This window comes from Nonomuraea glycinis (assembly GCF_035920485.1).
GTDB classification, from domain to species: Bacteria; Actinomycetota; Actinomycetes; order Streptosporangiales; family Streptosporangiaceae; genus Nonomuraea; species Nonomuraea glycinis.
Genome location: NZ_CP109166.1, coordinates 8,685,298 through 8,705,964 on the forward strand (window position 1 = coordinate 8,685,298; position 20,667 = coordinate 8,705,964).

Consider the following 20,667-nt stretch of genomic DNA (forward strand, 5'->3'; position numbering starts at 1 on the left):
CTTGCCTGCGGCTCACCAGGGGAGTCCTACGTAGTTCTCCGCCAGGGTGGTCGCCGCCGCCTCGGAGGAGGTCACATAGTCCAGGTGGGACAGCTGTAGCCGCCGCCCGTAGGCGTCGTCGGAGTCGAAGGTGTGCAGCAGCGTGGTCATCCACCAGGAGAAGTGCTGCGCCCGCCACACCCGTTTCAGGCAGGCGGCCGAGTAGCCGTCGAGCGCGCCGGTGCTGCCGTCGTGGAAGAACGCGGTCAGTGCCTCGGTGAGCACCCGGACGTCGGCGACGGCCAGGTTCAGCCCCTTGGCGCCGGTGGGCGGCACGATGTGCGCGGCGTCGCCGGCCAGGTAGAGCCTGCCGTACTGCATGGGCTCGGTGACGAAGCCGCGCATCGGCGTGACGCTCTTCTCGATGATCTCGCCGGTGGTCAGCGTGAATCCGGGCACGGTCTCCAGGCGTGTCCTCAGCTCGGCCCAGACGCGCTCGTCGGGCCACTCGACCGCGTCGGTGTCCGGCGGCACCTGCAGATAGAAGCGGCTGATCGTGGGCGAGCGCATGCTGTGCAGGGCGAAGCCGCGCTCGGTCCGGGCATAGATGAGTTCGTCCGACGACGGCGCCGCCTCGGCCAGGATGCCCAGCCAGGCGAACGGGTAGTCGCGCTCGTAGGTCTGCAGCACGCCCGGCGGGACGGCCGGCCGGGACACGCCGTGGAACCCGTCGCAGCCGGCGATCACGTCGCAGTCGAGCCGCTCGCCGCCGAAGGTCAGGTACGGCCGGTCCGCCAGGGAGTGCGCCGCCACGTCCTCGACCTCGAAGCGGATGTCGCCGCCCGCCTCCAGCCTGGCGGCGATGAGGTCCTTGACCACCTCTTGCTGGCCGTACACGGTGATGGCCCTGCCGGGCACGAGCTTCTCGAAGGCGATCCGGTGGCGTTCGCCGTCGTACCTGAGCTCGATGCCGTGGTGTGGCAGCCCTTCGCGGAGCAGGCGCGCGCCGACGCCGGCCGCGATGAGCGTGTCGACCGTGCCCTGCTCCAGCACCCCGGCCCGCACCCGCCGCTCGACGTAATCACGGCTGCGTCTCTCCAGGACCACCGAGGAGATGCCGCGCAGGTGCAGCAGGTGCGACAGGAGCAGGCCGGCGGGCCCGGCACCGATGATCCCCACTTGAGTCCGCATATGGGAAGCATCCTGCTTCGGCGGTGGATGAGCCGACAGGTCGCTTCCACTGAGTGGAAGAATATTGCACGATGGACCCATGTCAGGGAGATCCCGCGAGCCGGGTCGTACGGTCACGTCCAAGGTGCTCGCCCTGCTGGGCGCGTTCGACGCGGCGCATCCGCGGCTCTCCCTCACCGAGCTGGCCACCCGCGGCGGGCTGCCGCTGACGACGACGCACCGGCTGGTCGGCGAGCTGGAGCGCTGGCAGGCGCTCAGCCGCACCCCGGACGGGCGGTTCCAGGTGGGGTTACGGCTGTGGGAGCTCGGCCGGCTCGCGCCGGACCCGCTGTACGACGTGGCGCACCCGTGGCTGCAGGAGCTGTTCGGCAACACCGGCGAGAACGTGCACCTGGCCGTCCGCGACGGCCTGGAGGTGCTGTACGTGGACAAGGTGTACGGCAAGCGGGCGGTGCCGATCGTCTCCAGAACGGGATCCCGGCTGCCCATGCACCCCACGGGAGTGGGCAAGGCGCTGCTGGCGTACGAGCCCGACTGGTTCGTCCGGGCCTATCTGGAGCGCCGGCTGGAGCGGCCCACCTCGCACACGATCACCGAGCGGGGCCGGCTGGCGCGGGAGCTGGCGACGGTCCGGGCGCAGGGCTACGCGCTGACGTTCGAGGAGATGTCGCTGGGCTCGTGCTCGGCGGCGGCGCCCGTCCTGGTGGCGGGGCGGGCCATCGCGGCCCTGGGCATCGTGCTGTCCGCCCGGCGCTCGCGGGAGCTGCCCCGCCTGGTGGAGCCGCTGCTCAGCGCGACGACCGGAATCGCCCGCGCCTGGTCACAGGCGGCCTAGACGGTGGGGATCGCCCGCGCCCGGTCGCAGGCGGCCGAGACGGCCCGCATCGCCCGCGCCCGGTCACCGGTGGTCTAGTCGCCCAGTCGCTGGATGCGGTCCTTCCACAGGGTGGTGGCGATGGCGGCCTTGTGCGGCTGGCCTCTGAGGAAGGCCTGGGCGAAGTTCTTGGCCTGTTCGTAGGAGACCTTGCCGGGCATGGGCGGCTCGTTCGGGTTCACGTCCACGTCCACCAGGGCCGGGCCGTCGTGAGCGAGCGCCTGGCTGATCGCCGGTGCCAGGTCGGCGGCCTTGCCGACCTTGGCGCCGAAACCGCCGCAGGCGCGGGCCCAGGTGGAGAAGTCGGCCTCCGGCTCGGGGTAGCGGACGCCGTGCTCGGGGTAGCCGAGCACCATCTGCTCCCAGAGGATCTGGCCGAGCGAGTTGTTGTTGTTGACGATGACCTTGACCGGCAGCCGGTGCTGGGCGGCGGTGAGGAACTCGGCCATGAGCATGGCGAAGCCGCCGTCGCCGACGTAGGCGATGACCTGCCGGCCGGGGTGGGCGTGCTGCATGGCGATGGCGTACGGCAGGCCGGGCGCCATCGAGGCCAGCGTGCCGGACAGGTAGAACTCGCGCCCGTCGCGGATCGTCCAGTGCCTGGCCGCCCAGGTGGCGATGGTGCCGCTGTCGCAGGTCAGAATGGCGTCACCGGCGGCCAGTTCGTCGAGGACGGACACGGCGTACTGCGGGGCGATGGGGTCGCGCTCGCCGTTCTCCAGCGTGTCCATGTCGCCCCGCCACTTCACCATCTTTTCCTGATATTTCGCCAGATGGGCGTTGCCGTTCCGGGGGGTGAGCAGCGGCAGCAGCTCGCGCAGCCCTTCCTTGGCGTCGCACACCACCGGCACGTCCGTCGCGATCCTGGTGCCCGCCCTGGCCGGGTCCGCCTCGAACTGCACCACCCGCGCCTTGCCCGGCTCGGGCAGGTATTTGGTGTAGGGGAAGTTCGTCCCCACCATGAGGAGCACGTCGGCCTCTTCCATCAGCTCCTCGCTCGGCAGTGTGCCGAGCAGGCCGATGCCGCCCGTCGTGTACGGCGAGTCGTCGGGGATGACCGCCTTGCCGGGCAGCGTCTTGACCACGGGCGCGCCCAGCGCCTCCGCCACGGCCAGCACCTCGTCCCTGGCGTGCAGTGCCCCCGCCCCGACCAGCATGGCCGGGCGGGCGGCCCCGTTGAGCACCTCGGCCGCCCACTCCAGGTCCTCCGCGCGCGGCAGCCCGGATCCCCGCAGGTAGACGGGCGCGGTCCGCGGCGGCCTGACCGGGCCGAGGCTCTGGTACGGCTCGGCGCCCGCGTCGGCGACCTGCACGTCGTTGGGGATCGTGAGATGGGCGACCCCGCGCCGCGCGTAGGCGGTCCTGATCGCCACGTCCACCAGCGACGGGAGCTGCGCCGGGTTGCTGATCATCATGTTGTACTCGGCGACGTCCTCGAACAGCCGGTCCAGGTGGACCTCCTGCTGGTAGGCGGTGCCGAGCACGGACGTCTCCTGCATGCCGGTGATGGCCAGCACGGGCGCGTGGTCCAGCTTGGCGTCGTAGAGCCCGTTGAGCAGGTGGATGCCGCCGGGCCCCGAGGTCGCCAGGCAGACGCCGATCCGGCCGGTCGCCTTGGCGTAGCCGGTGGCCATGAAGGCGGCGGCCTCCTCGTGGTGCACCAGGACGAAGCGCACCCGGTCGCGATGGCGGCGCAGGCCCTCCATGATGCCGTTGATGCCATCGCCGGGCATGCCGAAGACGGTGTCGACGTCCCACTCGGCGAGCCGTTCCACCAGGGATTCCGCTGCGATTCGAGCCATGTGCAGCGCCCTACCCCGCAGACGCACGGACAGGCGTTAACCGGGTATGTGCCCGTTATGCGCATTTTGGTTACGGGAGCGACCGGCACGCTGGGCAGGGCCGTGGTGCCAGCTCTGGTCAGGCGGGGGCACCAGGTCCGGGCGATGAGCCGCCGCGAGCGGGAAGGGACCGACGTGACCTGGGTGCGGGGCGACCTGGCCTCCGGCAACGGCGTCAGGCAGGCGGCGCGCGACTGCGACGCGATCGTGCACCTGGCCACCCAGGGTCGCAAGGGGTCCGAGCGCATGGACGTCGCGGGCACCCTGACCCTCGTCTCGGCCGCCCGCGAGGCGCGGGTGTCTCACCTGCTGTACGTCTCGCCGGTCGGCGCCGACCGGGTGCCCACCGGGCTGCCGCGGCACAAGTTCGAGGCCGAGCGCGTGATCAGGGGCAGCGGCCTCGGCCACACCGTGCTCCGCACCACCCACTACCACCAGTGGCTGGACCGGCTGCTGCGCAGGCTGGCCGGCCTGCCCGCGATCCCGGTGGACCCCTCGGTCCCCTGGCAGCCGATCGACACCGCCGAGGTGGCCGCGCGCCTGGGCGGGCTGCTCGCCGACGGCCCGCGGGGCGAGACGCTGGAGTTCGGCGGGCCGCAGGTGCTCGGCACCGACGAGCTGGTCCGCACCTGGCTACGGGCCCACCGGTCGCGCCGCCTGTGCGTACGCGTGCGCTACCCGGGCAAGTTGTTCGCCGCGCAGCGAGCGGGCGCGCTCACCACCGACGCCACTCCCCTGGGCCGGATCTCCTGGGCCGACTACCTGTGCCCGCCGGTGCCCCTGTCCGACGACTTCGCCGTGGAGCACACGGCCTCACCGACCAGCCCGGCCAACCAGCCGGAGGGCGACCCCGACCTACGGGTCTACGGCGGCGACGAGGGCTACCAGCGACAGACCAGAAAGTAACCGCCTGATGGGGTCAGCCCAGTGACGCGCTTGCCGCGCGCAGCTCGTCCAGGGCCGCCAAGGCGTAGCCGGCGAGCTCGTCCTTGACGTCACGATCGCTCTCGGACCATTTCGCGTACCCCCGTTTGAAGGCGAGGACGCCCAGCTCGCCCGCGAGAGCCGCGGTCGGGTCGGGCACGCCGCGGGCGACCAGCGCGGTGGTCATCGCGGCCGCGAGGCTGACGCTCTTGAGCGCGTCACGCTCCTGCAGCTCGGCACTGGCGGCGACGGCCGCCTTCAGGCGAGGGGCGAGCCGGCGACTCATGGCGCCCATCGCGGTGGAGGCACGCTCGAGACCGGCGGCGACCGCTTCGAGCGGGCTGGCGCCGTCAGGCGCCTCGGCGATCCCCTCGGCCAGCAGCCGGCTCAGCGCCTCCTGGCCGGCCACCAGCAGCTCGCGCTTGTCGGGGAAGTGCCGGAAGAAGGTGCTCTTGGTGACTCCGGCGCGCTCGGCGATCTGCGCGACCGTGGTGGCGTCGTAGCCCTGCTCGGTGAACAGGTCGACGGCGGCCACGACAAGGCGTTCGCGCGCGCCTGGTTCCCATCGGCCCATGGGCCCATCCTAACGTGATGGGACTCTTGTCCCATCACCCTGCTAGAGTGATGAGACAAGAGTCCCATCACTTACGGGAGAGTTCCATGCGCGTCTTCGTCACCGGTGGCACCGGCCTGATCGGCTCCGCCGTCGTCGCCGAACTGCTCGGCAACGGCCACACCGTCCTCGCGCTCGCCCGCTCCGACGCCTCCGCGCAGGCCGCCGAGGCGGCCGGCGCCGAAGCGCTCCGCGGCGGTCTCGCCGATCTGGACGTCCTCCACGCCGGCGCCGCTCAGGCCGACGGAGTGATCCACCTGGCCTTCGCCAACGACTTCAGCAGCCCGGAGGCCCTCGCGAACGCGGTCGCGGAGGAAACCGCCGCCCTCGAGACCCTCGGCCAGGCACTCGTCGGCACCGCCCACCCCTTCGTCGTCGCCTCGGGGACACCCGCCGCGCCGGGCCGCGTCTCCACCGAGGCCGACCCGCTGATCACCGACGGGCCGGTCGGTGGTCGCGGTCGCGCGGTCATGGCGGTCCTGGCGCTGGCCGCGCGCGGGGTCCGGAGCAGCGCCGTACGCTTGCCGCGCACGGTGCACAACGAGGGAGAGGGCGGGTTCGCCGGTATTCTGACCGCCATCGCCCGCCAGAGCGGCCAGTCCGGCTACCCGGGCGACGGCACCCAGCGCTGGCCGGCCGTGCACGCGCTCGACGCGGCGGTCCTCTTCCGGCTCGCCCTGGAGCAGGCGCCGGCCGGCACGGCCTGGCACGCCGTGGACGACGAGGGGGACCAGGTGCGCGACATCGCCGCGGTCATCGGCCGGCGGCTCGGCCTGCCGGTCGAGTCGGTGCCGGCGGAGACCTACGGCCCGCTCGGCGCGCTCTTCTCGAGCGACCAGCCCTCGTCCAGCGCCTACACCCGGCAGACGCTCGGCTGGGAGCCGAAGCACCCGAGCCTCCTGGAGGACCTGGAGAACCTCCGGCCCTGACCGGCTCGCTAGGTCCAGGGGTCGTAGTCGATCTCCAGCGGCTCCTGGGGCGGGCGTCGCGCCTCGGGGACATGCTCCAGGTTGACCCGGATCCGATACCACAGGCTGCTGCGCCCGCGCATGCCGTCCACCAGCACGTCGGCAGGCTCCAGCAGGGCGGCCGCCTCCGGGTGGCGGGCCTTCCAGCGCTCGAGGCCGGCCATCGCCTCGTCCTTGTGCTGGGCCTTGGCGATCTCGATGACGGGCCTGGTCTGCTGTCTGCGGCCGCTGCCCTTGGGCGGCTTGGGCGCGGGGCCGAGCTCGTCGGCCAGCTCCAGCAGGCCGTTCAGGGAGCCAGGGTGCAGATCCATGTCCTGCCACGGGTCGCCGACCTCCCGCAGCCGGTGCGGCACGGTGTCGAGCGTGAAGCTCTCCGGCCGGCAGCCGGGCACCTCGTCCCAGGTGAGCGGCGTGGACACGCGGGCATCGGGGAGGGCGCGCACGGAGTAGGCGGAGGCGACGGTGCGATCGTAGGCGTTCTGGTTGAAGTCGACGAAGACGCCGTGCCGCTCCTCCTTCCACCACCGGCTGGTGGCCAGATCGGGGGCGCGCCGCTCGACCTCGCGCGCCACCGTCTCGGCCGCCTTGCGCACCTGGGCGTAGGGCCAGAGGCGATCGATCCTGGCATAGACGTGAAACCCCCGCGAGCCCGACGTCTTGGGCCACGCGGTCAGCCCGTGGTCGCCGAGCACCTCCCGCACCACCTGCGCGGTGCGCAGCACGTCGGCGTACGCGACGCCCGGCACCGGGTCCAGGTCGATGCGCAGCTCGTCGGGGTTGGCGAGGTCGTCGGCGCGCACCGGGTGCGGGTTGAGGTCGACGCAGCCCAGGTTGACCACCCAGACGAGCTGCGCCAGGTCCGTGCAGACGACCTCCTCGGCGCCGAGGCCCGAGCGGTAGCGCAGCTCGGCCACCTCGATCCAGGGGGGCCGCTTGGCCGGGGCGCGCTTCTGGAAGAACGGCTCCTCCTCGATGCCGTGCACGAAGCGCTTGAGCACCATCGGCCGCCCGTGAACACCGCGCAGCGCGGCCTCGCCGACCGCCTGGTAGTAGCGGATCAGGTCGAGCTTGGTGTGGCCGCCCCGCGGGAAGACCACCTTGTCCGGGTTGGTGATGCGCACGTCGCGCCCGGCCACCTCGATGTCAGGCATGAGATCACGATACGTGGCGGCTCTGACATTCCCACAGCTCACGACTGCGGGCCTCCCAGTGGTCCAGGCCCAGGCGGTGGTGCGCGTCGATCGCCGCCCGCGCGTGCGTACGGGCCTCGTCCGTACGGCCGAGCCGGAACGCGAGCCGGGCCAGCACATCCCTGACCGAGCCCCAGCCGACGCTGCCGGAGCCCATCACGATGAGCTGGTCCGCGATCGGCCGCAGCCGTGCGTACAGATCCTCGGGATCCGGCGTGCCGAGCCGGGCGGCGATGAGCCCCCAGACGGGCCACAGGAAGTCGGCGGACCAGTCCTCGCGCAGGTCGGCGCCCCACCGGGCGAGCAGGTGCCGGGCCAGGTCCTCCTGATCGGTGTCGAGCGCGGCCAGCACGGCGAGCGGGCGGAGCGGCGTGAGCAGCGGGCGGCCGGCCGCGGCCACGAGCTCGTCCAGGATCTCGGCCACCCTGCCCTGGCCGCGCCTGCAGGTGTACAGGCCGGTCAGGCGGCGGGCGTCCAGCCCCCACAGGCTCGCGCCGTACCTCGGGCCGGGGAAACGCTCCAGCAGGGACTCCACCTCCGGCCAGCGCGCGTGCAGGGTGTGCCCGGCCGTCTCCGCCACCCTGACCATGGCCTCCAGCTCCGGCCGGCGCAGCCGCCGGACCAGCTCGTCGCAGCGGGCCAGCTCCCGCTCCCACTCGGCGAGCTCACCGGCGCGCAGGAGGCAGGACATCCGGAAGATCCCGGCGATCAGGCGGGCCTGCCTGCCCAGGGGGGCGATCTCGCGCATCTCCTCGGCCGCGCGCAGCCGCTGCGGGTTGCGGCCGGGGACGAAGGAGGCGAGCAGGTGGTTGTTCAGGGTCCTGGCGAGCAGGGCCGGATCGTGCAGGGCGCGGGCCAGCTCGACCGCCTCGGCGGCGAGGCGTTCGCCCTCGGCCCGGCGCGGGCCGTAGTACAGCTCGACGCCCAGCGTGCCCAGCAGCGTGGCCCTGTCGTGGTCGGCGAGCGGGCCCGCCAGCAGCTCCTCCAGGACCGCCACCATCTCCTCGTCCACGACCCCGTACGGCCGCCAGTTCCACACCGCCGGGCCGCCGAACACCGACACCGCCGCCACCAGCGCCTGCCGGTCGCCGAGCCGGCGGGCCTGGGCGACCGCCTCGCTGAGGTCGCGCAGCGCGCCCTCGGCGTCCCCGGCGTCGCGGCGCGCCTGCCCGAGCTCGGTCAGGGCGCGGCAGCGGGCGGGCGAGTCGCCGGCCGGCAGGTGCGCGAGCGCCAGCTCCCACAGCTCGACGGCCTCCTGGTAGCCGTGCCCGGCGGTGGCCCGGCGGGCGGCCTCGGTCGCGTGCTCGACGGCCCTGGCCGAGCCGCCCAGCGGGGCCGCGGCGGCGTAGTGGCCCGCGAGCAGGGCGGGGTCCGCGCCGGGGACCTGGTGCAGATGGTCGCCCGCCCTGAGGTGCAACCGTGCGCGGGCCAGCCGGTCCAGGCCGGTGTCGAGCGCCTGGCGTACCAGGTCGTGGGAGAAGCGGTAACCGGCCGCCTCGGTGATCAGCCCGGTCGCCAGGGCGGGCTCCAGCAGCGACATGACCTCCTCGACCGGCCGCTCGGCCAGCGCGGACAGCAGCTCCAGGTCCACCTCGCGGCCGGCCACGGCCGCCGCCCTGAGCAGCTCCCTGGTGGGTCCGGGGAGCCTGGCCAGGCGGCGGTCGATGACGTCGCGGGCGCCCGGTGGGACCAGATCGCGTTCGCTCTCCGGCAGACGGAGCAGCTCGGTGAGGTAGAACGGGTTACCGCCCGAGCGGTCCAACAGGGCCAGCGGGTCGGCCCGCACGTCGCGCAGGCGCAGGTAGTGGCGCACGTCCTCGGCGTCGAACGGGGCCAGCGGCATCCGCAGACCCTCCCTGGCCAGCGCGCCGAGCGTCTCGCGCAGCTGCTCCGGGTGCTCGCCCGGCTCGGGCCTGAGCGTGGCGAGGACCAGCGTGGAGGTACGGGCCAGCTCGCCGGCGACATGACCGAGCAGCTTCAGCGAGGAGGCGTCGGCCCAGTGCAGGTCCTCCAGCACCAGCAGGTTCGGCCCGGCGCGCAGGTGCGCGAGCACGTCGTCGTACAGGTCGAACAGCTCGGCGTGCGCCCGCGCCGGGAGCACGCCCGCCCGCGTCCACGGCCAGAACGCCGGCGCCGAGCCCCCGTCCAGGCAGCGCCCCCACGCCACCCGGAACCCGCGCGCCCCGGCCAGCTCGGCGACGGCCCTGGCCAGGCTGGTCTTGCCGATCCCCGCCTCGCCGGTGACGACCACCAGCCCGCCCCGGCCGGCCCGCGCCTCCGCCAGCCGCTCCTCGACCGCCCGCACCTCCCCGTCCCGCCCCACCAGCCGCCCACCGACGCCCTCGACCGGACTTTGCGAGATCACCACGTCACCCGGACCTGCGGGAGCGGGCGGGAGGGTGGTCGGTGAGCCGGGGGCGGCGTAGATCGGGGGGTGGGGTTCGGCTTCCAGCTCCGGGGCCTGGTCGAAGACGGCCTGTTCCAGGCGCTTCAGCTCGGGACCCGGCTCGATGCCGAGCTCGCCGGCCAGCAGGGCGCGCACCCGGCGCAGGGCGGCCAGCGCCTCGGCCTGCCGCCCGGCCCGGTAGAGGCCGAGCACCAGCAGGCCCCAGGCGCGCTCCCGGTAGGGGTTGGCCTCGGCCAGCGCCTCAAGGTCGGGGATGCCGGCCTCGCCCAGGCCCAGCCGGGCCTCCAGCCGATCTTCCAGCGCGCCCGACCGCAACTCGGCCAGCCGGGCGGACTCGGCGCGGGTGAAGGCCAGGCCCGCGAACTCCGCCAGCGGCTCCCCCCGCCACAGCGCCAGCGCCCGATCGAGCACCGCCGCGGCCTCGGCGTGCCTGCCGGACCGGATCAGGCGGCGGCCGTCGGCGGTCCAGGCGGCGAAGCGGCCCAGGTCCGTCTGGGCGGGCGTGATGTCGAGCAGGTAGCCGGGCTCGCGGGTGAGGAGCAGCGCGGGAGGGGTGCGCGGCTTGCGGTCCGGCTCCAGCACCCGCCGCAGGTGCGAGATGTACGCCTGGAGCGTCGCGGTGACCTTGGCCGGGGCCTCCCCCGCCCACAGCTCCTCGATGAGCCGGTCGAGCGAGACGGCCCGGCCCGGCCGCAGGGCGAGCATGGCCAGCACGGCCCGCTGCTTGCGCGTGCCGGGATCGAGCCTGACGCCGTCGGCGTCGTACACCTCAAGCGGGCCGAACAGTCGAAGCTCCACGCCCCAAGTCAACCTCAAGCCACTCTCAAACCGTTACATGCACAGTCATCCCCATGAACGAACTGAAGAACACGATCAAGGGCACGATCTGGGCCGCCGGCGACCCCGGCTTCGCCGAGCAGAGCCGACCGTGGAACCTGGCGGTGGAGCAGAAGGTCGTGGCGGTCGTCGAGGCGGCGGACGCCGACGACGTGGCCGCCACGGTCAGCTATGCCGCCCTGCACGGCCTGGCGGTGACGACCCAGCCCACCGGCCACTCCGCCAGCGGCTCGGCCGACGGCACGATCCTGCTGCGCACCCACCGGCTGAACAGTGTGGAGATCATCGGTGGATCGGCGGAGGCCGGCCCGAACGGTGTGGCGCGGGTCGGGGCGGGCGCTCAGTGGGGCCAGGTGCTGGCCGCGGCGAGCCCGCTCGGACTGACGGGCCTGGCGGGCAGCTCCCCCGTGGTGGGCGTGACGGGATACACGCTGGGCGGCGGGCTGAGCTGGTTCAGCAGGGCCTACGGGTTCGCCGCCGACAGCGTGCTGGCCTTCGACGCGATCGACGCCGGCGGCGCGAAGATCAGGGTGACGGCGGAGACCGACCCGGAGCTGTTCTGGGCGCTGCGCGGTGGCGGCGGCGACTTCGCCGTGGTGACGGCGCTGGAGTTCGCCCTGCGTCCGGCACCCTTCCTGTACGGCGGGCGGATCATGTGGCCGGTGGAGCGGGCGCCGGAGGTGCTGGCCGCCTACCGCGAGGTCACCGCGACGGCTCCGGAGGAGCTGACCGTCTGGTTCGACCTGCTGAAGTTCCCCGGCGGGCCGGGCTTCGTCACGGTGGACTGCACCTTCCTGGGCGAGCACCCGGGCGACCTGCTGAGCCCGTTCGACCGGATCGGCGGCGCGATCAGCGACGGCCGTGGCCTGCTGCCGGTGGCCGAGCTGGGCGGCATCTGCGCCGAACCGACCGACCCGCTCCCCAGCATGAGCAGCGCGTACCTGCTGACGAGCCTGGACGACGCGGTGGCCGAGGTGCTGCTGGCCGACCCGATCGACCCGCTGGTCAGCGTGCAGATCAGGCACCTGGGCGGCGCCCTGTCCCGGCCCGTCCCGGGCGGCGGCGCGGCCGGTCACCTGGACGAGCCGTACCTGGTCTACCTGCTCGGCCTGCCGTCCCAGGACACGGCCGACCGGATCGAAGGCCTGTCGAAGGCCCTGGTGCCGCACACGACCGGACGCAAGCCGTACACGATGCTGCACGACGGCGAGCACGCCGCGTCCGCCTTCCCTCGCGACACCCTCGACAGGCTGCGCGACCTCAAGCGCGCCCGCGACCCCCGCGGCGTGATCAGGGCGAACTTCCCGGTCCTCTAGCCGCCCGGCCGCCACGGCGGTCAGGAGGCTAGGGCCGCCCGAGCTCGCCGTGGCGGCGGTCAGGGGGCTAGAGCCGCCCGAAGTCGCCGTGGCGGCCGGCTCCGGAGGCGAAGCGGGCGGCGCCGTCCGCGGCGTGCGGCAGCGAGGCGAGGCCGTGGCGCAGCTCGCCCCGCATCGCGTCGGCCTCGGCGAGGCCGTGCTGCTCCAGCACCGACAGCCGGTCGCCGCGCAGGCAGGTCTGCGGGAAGCGGGCGATCTCGCGGGCCAGCTCCTCGGCCGCCTGCCTGGCGGTGCCGGTGGGCACGACCCGGTTGGCCAGTCCCATCTCGTACGCCTCCCGCGCGCCGACCGGCCGGCCGGTGAGGATCAGGTCCATCGCCCGGCTCTGGCCGATGAGGCGCGGCAGCCGTACCGTGCCACCGTCGATGAGGGGCACCCCCCAGCGGCGGCAGAACACGCCGAACACCGCCTCCTCCTCGGCCACCCGCAGGTCGCACCAGAGCGCCAGCTCCAGGCCGCCCGCGACGGCGTGCCCGGCGACGGCGGCGACGACCGGCTTCGACAGGCGCAGCCTGGTCGGGCCCATCGGCCCGTCGCCGTCCTCGCCGACGTGGTTGTCCAGCGCCTTGAGGTCGGCGCCCGCGCAGAACGTGCCGCCCTCCCCCCACAGGACCGCGACGTCGGCATCGGAGTCGTCGAACGCGCGGAAGGCCTCGGTGAGCGCGTCGGCGGTCTTGCGGTCGACGGCGTTGCGCGCCTCGGGCCTGCTGAGCACGACGGTCGTCACCGGGCCTTCGCGCTCCACTCGTACGGTCATGCCGTCTCCTTCTCCGGTCATCTCAACGTACGACCCGATCCCGGCTCAGGCCAGGAGCGATTGTGTCGGAGGCGTCCGGCAGGATCTCCCGCATGAAGCTTTCCTCTCCAGCCAGGCACCTGCAGGATCTGATGACCGGAGCCAGGCAGGACCACGTGCGGTGGCCGGACACCTCCCTGCTGAGCGCGGTCGAGTTGGGCACCCTGATCCCAGCTGCCTACCGAGTCGGGAAGCGGCCCGGTGGGGCCAGGATGGCGCGCTTCTCGACCGAGGCGGAGGCGCGCACAAGGCAACCGGTGTTCACCCCCGAGGCGTGCCTCGATCTGTTCGGGGCCTTGGTCGACGGATTGCCGACCCGGAAGTGGGCGGACCTGTTCGTCGGCGTCGGTGCGCTGGTGCGGTGCCCTGCCGGAGCGCCGCTGGAGCGGCTGGCCGAGCCCGCCCGCACGGTGGTCGCTTTCCTGCTGCGCGAGAAGCGGTTGGACAGCCCCTTCTCGCTGCTGGCGGCGGCCGGGCTCGCAGGGCTGGACGCGGAGGTGGCCGCGCAGCTCACCGAGGGGCGGGGGCCGATCGCGGTCGCCGAGGTGGAGTTGCTCCTCGGCTGGGATGTGCCGCGGCGGGCGCTGTTCGCCGAGTCGGTCCGGGAGCACTCGTTCAACGCCTTTCCGCCCCTGCCCGACGTGCTGGAGCGGCTCGACGACCTGCCTGATTACCGTGACTTCGCGCGGGTGACCCTGGAGACGGCCGAGGCCCGGGTCGCGGCGATCCATGCCGGCGAGATCCCCTACCAAGCGGACAAGGCGTTCGCCACCGGGGAGAAGGAGACCATCGGCCGGGCCGCCCGGCTGGCGCTGTTCCGGGATGAGCCGTGGCTGCCTGAGCTGCTGGGGCGGCTGCTGCCCGGGGTGGCGGTGGCGCCTACCGAGGCCAGGACGCTGCCCTCGCAGGGGGTGCTGTTCGAGATCGCTCGCGCGGTGGAGGACCATCCGACCCCCGAGGCGATGGCGGCGCTGCGGGCCGCCCGTCAGGCGACCCGGCATGCGGGGGTGCCCAAGCAGCTGGACCGCATGCTCAAACGGATCGAGCCCGCCCTGGCCGGGCGGATCGAGGTCGCCTTCCGGCTGCCGGACGGCCGGGTCCGGCAGGCACTGGGCGAGCACACGGCGGTGATCTCGACCGATGGCGCGGTCGAGCTGTCATGGTGGCACGGGGACAAGAAGCTCAGGTCGGCCCCGGCGGCGGTCAGACAGGAGCATCCCGACGAGGTCAAGCGGCTGCGAAACCTGGCCAAGCAGGTCCAGCGGCAGCAGGCGACCCTGGTCAGGGCGCTGGAGGCCGGCTACGCGAGCGACCCGCCGCCGCCCTACCGCCGGCTGGCGGGGCAGCCGATCGTGGACCGGCTGATCTGGGAGTTCGAGGTGTCACCTGGTGCTTGGCGGAGCGAGCTGGGGCTGGGCGTGCCGGACGTGCCGGTGCGGCTGTGGCATCCGGCCCGCGCGTCCGCGGAGGAGGTGGCGGCCTGGCGGGACGTGGTGCGGGAGCTGGGGCAGCCGTTCAAGCAGGCCTTTCGTGAGGTCTATCCGCTGACGGCGGCTGAGGAGGCGACGGAGGTCTACTCCGATCGGTTCGCCGGGCACGTGGTGGACTATCCGAAGCTGTACGCGCTGTTCAAGCGGCAGGGGTGGCGGGCCGAGCACCTCGGCCCGTGGGACGGCGGCGGGTCCGGGGAGGCTCGGCGCAGGGTGGGAGGGTGGCAGGTGACGTTCTCCCATGATCTCCTGCCGGACGCCGACGGCCACGCGGTCACCGGCCAGGTCCGCTTCCACCGGCCGGCCGAGGGTGGCCGGCAGGCGGCGTCGCTGGCCGAGGTGCCGCCGGTGGTGTTCAGCGAGGCGATGCGGGAGGTGGACCTGTTCGCCGCGGCCACCTCGGCCAGGTCAGGCGGTGTTGTGATAAGTTCGGCGGCGCCGTGAGGCACTGCGACCAGAGGAGGTGAGACCGATCAACGCTGTGATGACAGGTCGGGACTCCCTCCCCCTCATGGTCTAGGGAGCGCCCGCCCAAGGCACCCCCGAAAGGCTTTGCAACGCCATGCGCTTCAGCGTGACTTCCCAGATGTCGACCGACGGCGTCACCGAACAGTCCTTCGCCCTCGGCGAGATCACCGGCGTCCTGTTCACGCCGCAGGACGCCACCGGCCCCCGCCCGCTGATCCTGCTGGGACACGGCGGCGGCCAGCACAAGAGGGCCCCCGGCATCGTGGCCGGCGCACACCGGTTCGCCGGCGAAGGCGGCTTCGCCGTCGCCGCGATCGACGCCCCCAGCCACGGCGACCGGCCGAAAAGCGAGCAGTTCATCCAGTTGGCGAGCGACATGCGGGCCCGGATGGCCGCCGATGAGGACGCGACCGAACCGGCCACGGCCATCCACACCCTGCTGGCCGGACAGACCGTCGCCGACTGGCAGGCCGTGCTGACCGCGGTCCAGGAGCTCGACCAGGTGGGCGCCGGCCCGGCCGGCTACTGGGGCATGTCGATGGGCTGCAGGTTCGGGGTGCCGCTGCTCGCCGCCGAGCCCCGGATCCGCGCCGCGGTGCTGGGCCTGCTCGGCGCGCGCGGGCTGACCGACACCGCCGCCCAGGTCACCGTACCTGTGCGGTTCCTCCTGCAATGGGACGACAAGATGGTCCCCCGGGACCAGGCCCTGACCCTGTTCGACGCCCTCGCCTCCACCGACAAGACCCTGCACGCCAACCCCGGCGGCCATGGGCAGATCCCCGCGTACGAAACCGACGACACGCTGCGGTTCTTCGCCCGGCACCTTGGATAAGTCCGCTGCCTTTTAGCCCGCGACGAGGTTCCTGAACGCGATGTCGACGCGGGTCATGGCGAGGGCGTGGAGGTAGCTGCTGCCGACGGCGGCAGCGAGCCCGGCCGGGACGGTGACTCCAGGTCTGCCGGGTGCTCGGCCGGGGGAAACTGGATGGGGAGTTCGAACCACACGGTCCGGCCGAGCCAGCGCCTCTTCACTCCCCATCGCGTCGCCACGGCGGCCAGGATGCGCAGTCCTCGCCCGCTGGTCTTGTCGGGGTCGTCGCGGAGTCGCGGCCCCGACCACCATCCCTGGTCCATGACCTCGACACGGACCTGCTCGGCACTGAGCCACATACGAACGCGAAATGATCCTTTGCGCCATCGGCCGGAAATAGTGTGCTTTATTGCGTTAGTGGCGAGCTCGGTCGCGAGAAGGCGTACGTTGTCCAGCAGTTCGCCGTCCTCGACCGCTTCGGGCAGCTCGATGACGAGCCATCGAGCCACGTAAATGCGGACATCGCTCAGAATTTCTGGATATCCAGGAAAACGCATCTCTCCGATGAGCCGAGCGCCGAACACTGTCACGTTAATCACCTATGCCCATTCACTCATATATGCATACCAGCGATGATCTAGCAAAAGTTCTGTTAAGTGAGCACCGAGCAGACCAGTTGTCTTGCGGCCATCCACACACTGCCCGCAACGCGCTACATTGTCTGCGGATACATTCCCAGAGCGATCCCAGACTTCTGCTGCCACTACGCCAGAAGAGCTGAAATAGACCTGGCAACGGGAGCAGAGATGCCAGCACCCAAAGAGCTTGATCCAACCGCCGGTCCCACAGCGCGTTTCGGTGTCGAACTACGCAAATACCGATATGCCGCTAAGCTGACTCAGGCTCAGCTTGCCGAGCGCATCGGCTACAGCAAAAGCCGCATCGGAAACGTAGAACGCGGCGACGAGAACCCCACCCGCGAGTTGATCGAGCTCTGTGAAAAGGCGCTGGGGCTGGAGGGCGTCCTCCTCACCTACTGGCCGGCCATCACCGGCAACCGAGTGCCGGAGTGGTACCGGCAGTGGCCGCCGATCGAGCGGAGAGCCGACCAGATCATCAGTGTCGCACCGCTTATCGTGCCGGGACTCGCGCAGACCGAGGAGTACGCTCGCGTGCTCTTCATCGGGGAGCCGGACTCGACACCCCAGCAGGTCGAGGAAGCCATCGAGGCTCGATTGGAACGGCAAACCATCTTCAACCGCCCCGCACCGCCCCAATATCTCGCTGTCATGGACGAAGGCATCCTGTATCGTCCGATTGGGGACAGCTCTGTGATGCGCCGTCAGCTAGAACATCTGATCACCATGGCCGAGAACAACTGGTTCAACGTCCAACTCATCCCGTACGAGGCCTTGTGCACAGCGATGCTGGTGGGGCCTGTCGTTCTGGCGCAGGAGGATGGAGTGCCGATCGCCGCATACGTCGAATCAGCCCTCCACGGGCTCGTCATTGACAAAACCGATGAGATCAAAAGGCTCGTGCGTCGGCTCGAATGTGTGCGTAAAGCCGCACTTCCCGAGTACCTGTCAATACAGCGGATCAAGGAGAGAGCGACGACGTGGAATTAAACGAAGACATCGCACGGGAAATCGCGGACCCCAAAGGCTGGATCACCGCGTCAAGCGGTCAGGGTGGCGAGTGCCTGGAAGCAAAGCATCTGTCGGACGGCCGCGTCGCCTTGCGTGACACCGAGCAACCGGACACCGACCCGTGGGTTCTCCGCCGGGCCGTCTGGGACAAGTTCGTCACAGGTGCGAAGACCGGCATCTTCGACTTCTAGCGTCAGCGACCATACGGCCCCCGGCGATTCACCGGGGGCCGCGCCGGCGGGGAACAGCCTGAGACGGAGACATACTCAAGTGCTCCGGCTGACGCTGTTCCCGGCGAGACAAGCCCTGCCGAGCGGCTTCGGCCGGCGGACGGCCACGCCGCATTGACGCGCGGCCCGGCCATCGTCAAGCACTGACCTTCAGCTGATGGACGCGTTAGTCGAAAACGAACTCCACGCCAGGGGTGTCCTCCGGCCAAGCCCAGACGTGCATGTCCACCAAGTCGCGCTCCATCTGCGACAAGGATCCAGCCAGGCCGACACCTTCGATCTCCCCGGTGGGGCAACGCGACACCCACCGCCCGTTCTCGTAGGTGATGACATAGGTGATCGTCTTGCTCATCGGCCCATCCTTTCTACGACTGCTTCCAGACGCTTGACGGCTTCACGAAAGAGCTCGGGATCGCGATCCGGGTCGGCAGGGATCATGACCAGAACCGACACGCCGCCACCCTTGATCACGCCTAACGCGCCCCGTCCGCACCGGGAGTCAGACGAGCCTGTACTTCCGTCTGATCGAGGCGGCCTCCTCCTCGGTCACCTCGCTGGGCGTACGGCTCAGGACCTGACGCAGTTCGTCCATGATGGCCTGTCCCGAGGTGCGGGCACGCAAGCTGAACTGGGCGAGCTGAGCGTCGAACTGCTTGGCGGCCGGGCCGGTCCAGACCTTGCCCGAGTGGAACATCCGGCAGGGCCGGTCGACGTCCGCATTGATCTGTTCGATCATCGGGCCGATCGTACGCATGGCCTGCTGGAGCGCCTCGTGCAGCGGGTTGCGCACCATCGCGGCCATCGGCTCAGCCCTTGGTCTTCTTGGGAGCGGGGGTCGCGTCGAGGATCAGCTTCGGCGCTATCAGTTTCATCATGGCCACCACATCGGCAGCGTTGTCCCGCCCTTTGACACCCTGGATCAACTCCACGATCACTTGATCAAGACCGTGTACCAGTATCGCCGCCGCCTGGGTATTGTCAGCACTGCCGTCCTGACCGTAGTAACCGATCGCCCCAGGGACGATGTCCGGTAGCCGCCGAGCGCCCTGACTGATCTCCCACTCGGCTTCTTCTTTCGACCCAGCGGGAGACAGGGATATCTGCAGCACTTTCGTCTTGTTTCCGGTCGGCTGATAAACAAAGCAGCCACCGGTTCCGTAAGCTTTTCCATCCAGCTCCTGGCCTACAGTCAGATCAAAATCCCCGTTGACGATCGGATCTTGCACACCTGTCATCAGCCGCACCGCATCCAGTGGAATGTAGTCGCATATATACGGCGGAGCCGCGACCGACGGAAGTAGCGTCTTAGTAACTGGGGATGGCTTCTCCTGCTGACAAGCGCCCAACAGGGCCAATATGATCAGCATCGCCACCGAGAAAGTGCGATTCATCTTCATCTTGGCTTGAACTCCGAGAAGCCGGCCTCATAGCCCTTGTCTAACTCATCGGAGATTTCCTTCCACTGCTTACCGGCCCCATCGTCGTAGAGCCATTTCTCATAGGCGTCAAGCCGCGGCTGAATATCACCCTTATAAGATGCCATCTCGCCCAGTGTCATCAGCGACTCTCCGTCGTTCTTGAGGAAATTATTAGACGACTTACGTGGGTCTTCCCCCTTCCCCAATCCTTCCAAGGAGCCCCACGGATGTGTGGCTGTAGCGGGCTCACCCTTACCGAACAGCCCATGCTTGAGCATGGCATCCGCGGCAAGCTGATCGAGCAGAAACTTTGTCTTGTCCACTGCCGTGTTGGCATCGTACACAGCCCTATTCTGATTCTTCTCAGATTTAGCCGTTTCCTCGATCAAGCTGGTCCACGAGCCCAGGGTGGTTGCCGTTATCGCCCAGGCGGCTGACTGCGGGATAGCGAGTCCGGTATTGACCGCCGCCATGATTATCTTGATGTTCCGCTCCTGAGCCTCGTCCAACTCCTTGCCCTTCTGGATGGTAGCCAGCCCGCTCGCGTCAGTGATCAACCCGAAGCCTGCCCCCACCTCTTTCGCATGGGCCATGAGAGCATCGGTTCCCCTGCCTTCGGCAGCTTGCGCAGCACCGTGGTCAAGCAGGTTTCTCGACCACGCGGTCTGCGCCGCCGCGACCGTCGCCAACGCCTTCGGATCGTGCTTGAACGCGTCTTCCATGACTTTCCGAAGGTCTTCCCTCCTGAACTTCGCACTCCAGACCTCATCGTCCGCCGGTAGGTGCGTTCGGCTGAACCCGGAGACGCTGGAGTCGCTGAGACGCGGCGTTTTCGCAGCGCGACTGACGTCGTTGATATAGGCAGCCAGTATGCGGGCGGTGGTACCGGTCGTAGCGAAGGACGGTCCTTCGGTGCCCGCCAACACGCGCTGAGCTTCCCAATGGATGAAGTCCGAGGCGATCTTGGCCGAGTTGAAGCCCGGAGAGGGTTCCTGGGGCGTGCCGTTGCGGTCGCGGTAGGTCATTGTCGCCGCTTCCAGCGCCTTGCCGAACGCAGCCCCGTCGTCATACATCGCTCGTTCGGTGACGTAGCGCTTCATCACGCTGGGGTCGTTGACGAAAAAGTCCTGGGCCGCCTTGGGATGGTTGGCGAGCGCCTTCATGACCCCGATCATCGGATCGTACGGATTGCCGGCCAAGGCCGGGTCGTTCGAGGTTTTCCGATCCAGGCTCTCAAGCGTTTTGGCCGTGGACACCAAGAAGTCCTGGGTGAACTTGCCGTGCGGGAGCAGCTCCGCGAGCGCGTGCTGATCCACCGGCACGCGCAGACCGTTGAGCATCTCCTTGCGCCATGACCCACTCAGCCTCGGACTGGCCGCGCCGAGCGCCTTGCCCAGCGCCGCCTGTAATCGCTGCTTCCGCTCGTCCTTCTGGTACACCAGCACCGCCATGAGGTGACGGAACTTCTCCGTCCCGAGCGCGTACATCAGCGACGTGGCGAACCCCGCGTCGCCCACCCGCTTCTCCAACTCGGCGACGGTCTTCTCGTCCACCTCGCCGTTCCGGTCGAGCTTGCCCAGCTTGAGCGCGGCCGCGTACACCTCA

19 protein-coding genes are annotated in these 20,667 nt (G+C 70.5%); 8 read left to right on the plus strand and 11 right to left on the minus strand.

What is annotated here, in order from left to right:
* Positions 1–12: 12 nt before the first annotated feature.
* Positions 13–1,170, minus strand: coding sequence for a 4-hydroxybenzoate 3-monooxygenase (locus OHA68_RS40930; RefSeq protein ID WP_327105023.1), 1,158 nt, complete (start codon positions 1,168–1,170; stop codon positions 13–15).
* A 79-nt stretch (positions 1,171–1,249) separates the two neighbouring features.
* Here OHA68_RS40930 and OHA68_RS40935 point away from each other — a divergent pair, with 79 nt between their 5' ends.
* The gene (locus tag OHA68_RS40935; RefSeq protein ID WP_327105024.1) at positions 1,250–2,005 is read left to right on the plus strand and encodes an IclR family transcriptional regulator; all 756 of its coding nucleotides are present in this window, start codon (positions 1,250–1,252) and stop codon (positions 2,003–2,005) included.
* A 74-nt stretch (positions 2,006–2,079) separates the two neighbouring features.
* On the opposite strand, the gene OHA68_RS40940 is transcribed toward OHA68_RS40935, so the two are convergent.
* Positions 2,080–3,846: a thiamine pyrophosphate-dependent enzyme gene (locus OHA68_RS40940; RefSeq protein WP_327105025.1), complete on the minus strand. Its 1,767-nt coding sequence runs from the start codon at positions 3,844–3,846 to the stop codon at positions 2,080–2,082.
* 57 nt (positions 3,847–3,903) lie between these two features.
* On the opposite strand from OHA68_RS40940, the gene OHA68_RS40945 reads away from it, so the two are divergent.
* A complete protein-coding gene (locus OHA68_RS40945; RefSeq protein WP_327105026.1) occupies positions 3,904–4,791 on the plus strand; it encodes an SDR family oxidoreductase in 888 nt (295 codons plus the stop codon).
* A 13-nt stretch (positions 4,792–4,804) separates the two neighbouring features.
* Here OHA68_RS40945 and OHA68_RS40950 read toward each other — a convergent pair whose 3' ends face one another.
* A complete protein-coding gene (locus OHA68_RS40950) occupies positions 4,805–5,383 on the minus strand; it encodes a TetR/AcrR family transcriptional regulator (protein WP_327105027.1) in 579 nt (192 codons plus the stop codon).
* Between the two features lie 86 nt (positions 5,384–5,469).
* Here OHA68_RS40950 and OHA68_RS40955 point away from each other — a divergent pair, with 86 nt between their 5' ends.
* Positions 5,470–6,351: an SDR family oxidoreductase gene (locus OHA68_RS40955; RefSeq protein ID WP_327105028.1), complete on the plus strand. Its 882-nt coding sequence runs from the start codon at positions 5,470–5,472 to the stop codon at positions 6,349–6,351.
* 8 nt (positions 6,352–6,359) lie between these two features.
* On the opposite strand, the gene ligD is transcribed toward OHA68_RS40955, so the two are convergent.
* On the minus strand, positions 6,360–7,541 hold the full coding sequence (gene ligD / locus OHA68_RS40960; RefSeq protein WP_327105029.1) for a non-homologous end-joining DNA ligase: 1,182 nt from the start codon (positions 7,539–7,541) through the stop codon (positions 6,360–6,362).
* A 4-nt stretch (positions 7,542–7,545) separates the two neighbouring features.
* Positions 7,546–10,785 (minus strand): BTAD domain-containing putative transcriptional regulator, encoded by a 3,240-nt coding sequence (locus OHA68_RS40965; protein WP_327105030.1) that lies wholly within the window; start codon positions 10,783–10,785, stop codon positions 7,546–7,548.
* Positions 10,786–10,838: 53 nt separating this feature from the next.
* Here OHA68_RS40965 and OHA68_RS40970 point away from each other — a divergent pair, with 53 nt between their 5' ends.
* Positions 10,839–12,140, plus strand: coding sequence for an FAD-binding oxidoreductase (locus OHA68_RS40970; protein ID WP_327105031.1), 1,302 nt, complete (start codon positions 10,839–10,841; stop codon positions 12,138–12,140).
* Between the two features lie 67 nt (positions 12,141–12,207).
* On the opposite strand, the gene OHA68_RS40975 is transcribed toward OHA68_RS40970, so the two are convergent.
* The gene (locus OHA68_RS40975; RefSeq protein WP_327105032.1) at positions 12,208–12,957 is read right to left on the minus strand and encodes a crotonase/enoyl-CoA hydratase family protein; all 750 of its coding nucleotides are present in this window, start codon (positions 12,955–12,957) and stop codon (positions 12,208–12,210) included.
* Between the two features lie 92 nt (positions 12,958–13,049).
* On the opposite strand from OHA68_RS40975, the gene OHA68_RS40980 reads away from it, so the two are divergent.
* The gene (locus OHA68_RS40980; protein ID WP_327105033.1) at positions 13,050–14,930 is read left to right on the plus strand and encodes a DUF4132 domain-containing protein; all 1,881 of its coding nucleotides are present in this window, start codon (positions 13,050–13,052) and stop codon (positions 14,928–14,930) included.
* Positions 14,931–15,072: 142 nt separating this feature from the next.
* The gene (locus OHA68_RS40985; protein ID WP_327105034.1) at positions 15,073–15,786 is read left to right on the plus strand and encodes a dienelactone hydrolase family protein; all 714 of its coding nucleotides are present in this window, start codon (positions 15,073–15,075) and stop codon (positions 15,784–15,786) included.
* 53 nt (positions 15,787–15,839) lie between these two features.
* Here OHA68_RS40985 and OHA68_RS40990 read toward each other — a convergent pair whose 3' ends face one another.
* Positions 15,840–16,322: an ATP-binding protein gene (locus OHA68_RS40990; protein WP_327109617.1), complete on the minus strand. Its 483-nt coding sequence runs from the start codon at positions 16,320–16,322 to the stop codon at positions 15,840–15,842.
* Between the two features lie 99 nt (positions 16,323–16,421).
* Here OHA68_RS40990 and OHA68_RS40995 point away from each other — a divergent pair, with 99 nt between their 5' ends.
* Together OHA68_RS40995 and OHA68_RS41000 are read left to right on the plus strand one after the other, a co-directional pair.
* A complete protein-coding gene (locus OHA68_RS40995; protein WP_327105035.1) occupies positions 16,422–17,393 on the plus strand; it encodes a helix-turn-helix domain-containing protein in 972 nt (323 codons plus the stop codon).
* Entirely contained in the window at positions 17,384–17,605 is a 222-nt protein-coding gene (locus OHA68_RS41000; protein WP_327105036.1) for a DUF397 domain-containing protein, read from the plus strand. The genes OHA68_RS40995 and OHA68_RS41000 overlap by 10 nt, the downstream gene beginning before the upstream one ends.
* A 205-nt stretch (positions 17,606–17,810) precedes the next feature.
* Here the strand turns inward: OHA68_RS41000 and OHA68_RS41005 are convergent, their stop codons facing one another.
* The 4 genes from OHA68_RS41005 to OHA68_RS41020 all read right to left on the minus strand — a co-directional run bounded on the left by OHA68_RS41005 (position 17,811) and on the right by OHA68_RS41020 (position 20,663).
* On the minus strand, positions 17,811–17,996 hold the full coding sequence (locus OHA68_RS41005; protein WP_327105037.1) for a hypothetical protein: 186 nt from the start codon (positions 17,994–17,996) through the stop codon (positions 17,811–17,813).
* A 147-nt stretch (positions 17,997–18,143) separates the two neighbouring features.
* A complete protein-coding gene (locus tag OHA68_RS41010; protein ID WP_327105038.1) occupies positions 18,144–18,446 on the minus strand; it encodes a hypothetical protein in 303 nt (100 codons plus the stop codon).
* A gap of 4 nt (positions 18,447–18,450) precedes the next feature.
* On the minus strand, positions 18,451–19,041 hold the full coding sequence (locus OHA68_RS41015; RefSeq protein WP_327105039.1) for a hypothetical protein: 591 nt from the start codon (positions 19,039–19,041) through the stop codon (positions 18,451–18,453).
* Positions 19,038–20,663, minus strand: coding sequence for a DUF6571 family protein (locus OHA68_RS41020; protein WP_327105040.1), 1,626 nt, complete (start codon positions 20,661–20,663; stop codon positions 19,038–19,040). The genes OHA68_RS41015 and OHA68_RS41020 overlap by 4 nt, the downstream gene beginning before the upstream one ends.
* Between the last annotated feature and the right edge of the window lie 4 nt (positions 20,664–20,667).

What these genes read in the sequence shown, in the direction of transcription:
- OHA68_RS40930 (WP_327105023.1), bottom strand. Translation starts at nt 1,170, where the DNA reads ATGCGGACTCAAGTGGGGATCATCGGTGCCGGGCCCGCCGGCCTGCTC.
- OHA68_RS40935 (WP_327105024.1), top strand. Translation starts at nt 1,250, where the DNA reads ATGTCAGGGAGATCCCGCGAGCCGGGTCGTACGGTCACGTCCAAGGTG.
- OHA68_RS40940 (WP_327105025.1), bottom strand. Translation starts at nt 3,846, where the DNA reads ATGGCTCGAATCGCAGCGGAATCCCTGGTGGAACGGCTCGCCGAGTGG.
- OHA68_RS40945 (WP_327105026.1), top strand. Translation starts at nt 3,904, where the DNA reads ATGCGCATTTTGGTTACGGGAGCGACCGGCACGCTGGGCAGGGCCGTG.
- OHA68_RS40950 (WP_327105027.1), bottom strand. Translation starts at nt 5,383, where the DNA reads ATGGGCCGATGGGAACCAGGCGCGCGCGAACGCCTTGTCGTGGCCGCC.
- OHA68_RS40955 (WP_327105028.1), top strand. Translation starts at nt 5,470, where the DNA reads ATGCGCGTCTTCGTCACCGGTGGCACCGGCCTGATCGGCTCCGCCGTC.
- ligD (WP_327105029.1), bottom strand. Translation starts at nt 7,541, where the DNA reads ATGCCTGACATCGAGGTGGCCGGGCGCGACGTGCGCATCACCAACCCG.
- OHA68_RS40970 (WP_327105031.1), top strand. Translation starts at nt 10,839, where the DNA reads ATGAACGAACTGAAGAACACGATCAAGGGCACGATCTGGGCCGCCGGC.
- OHA68_RS40975 (WP_327105032.1), bottom strand. Translation starts at nt 12,957, where the DNA reads ATGACCGTACGAGTGGAGCGCGAAGGCCCGGTGACGACCGTCGTGCTC.
- OHA68_RS40980 (WP_327105033.1), top strand. Translation starts at nt 13,050, where the DNA reads ATGAAGCTTTCCTCTCCAGCCAGGCACCTGCAGGATCTGATGACCGGA.
- OHA68_RS40985 (WP_327105034.1), top strand. Translation starts at nt 15,073, where the DNA reads ATGTCGACCGACGGCGTCACCGAACAGTCCTTCGCCCTCGGCGAGATC.
- OHA68_RS40990 (WP_327109617.1), bottom strand. Translation starts at nt 16,322, where the DNA reads ATGCGTTTTCCTGGATATCCAGAAATTCTGAGCGATGTCCGCATTTAC.
- OHA68_RS41005 (WP_327105037.1), bottom strand. Translation starts at nt 17,996, where the DNA reads ATGAGCAAGACGATCACCTATGTCATCACCTACGAGAACGGGCGGTGG.
- OHA68_RS41010 (WP_327105038.1), bottom strand. Translation starts at nt 18,446, where the DNA reads ATGGCCGCGATGGTGCGCAACCCGCTGCACGAGGCGCTCCAGCAGGCC.
- OHA68_RS41015 (WP_327105039.1), bottom strand. Translation starts at nt 19,041, where the DNA reads ATGAAGATGAATCGCACTTTCTCGGTGGCGATGCTGATCATATTGGCC.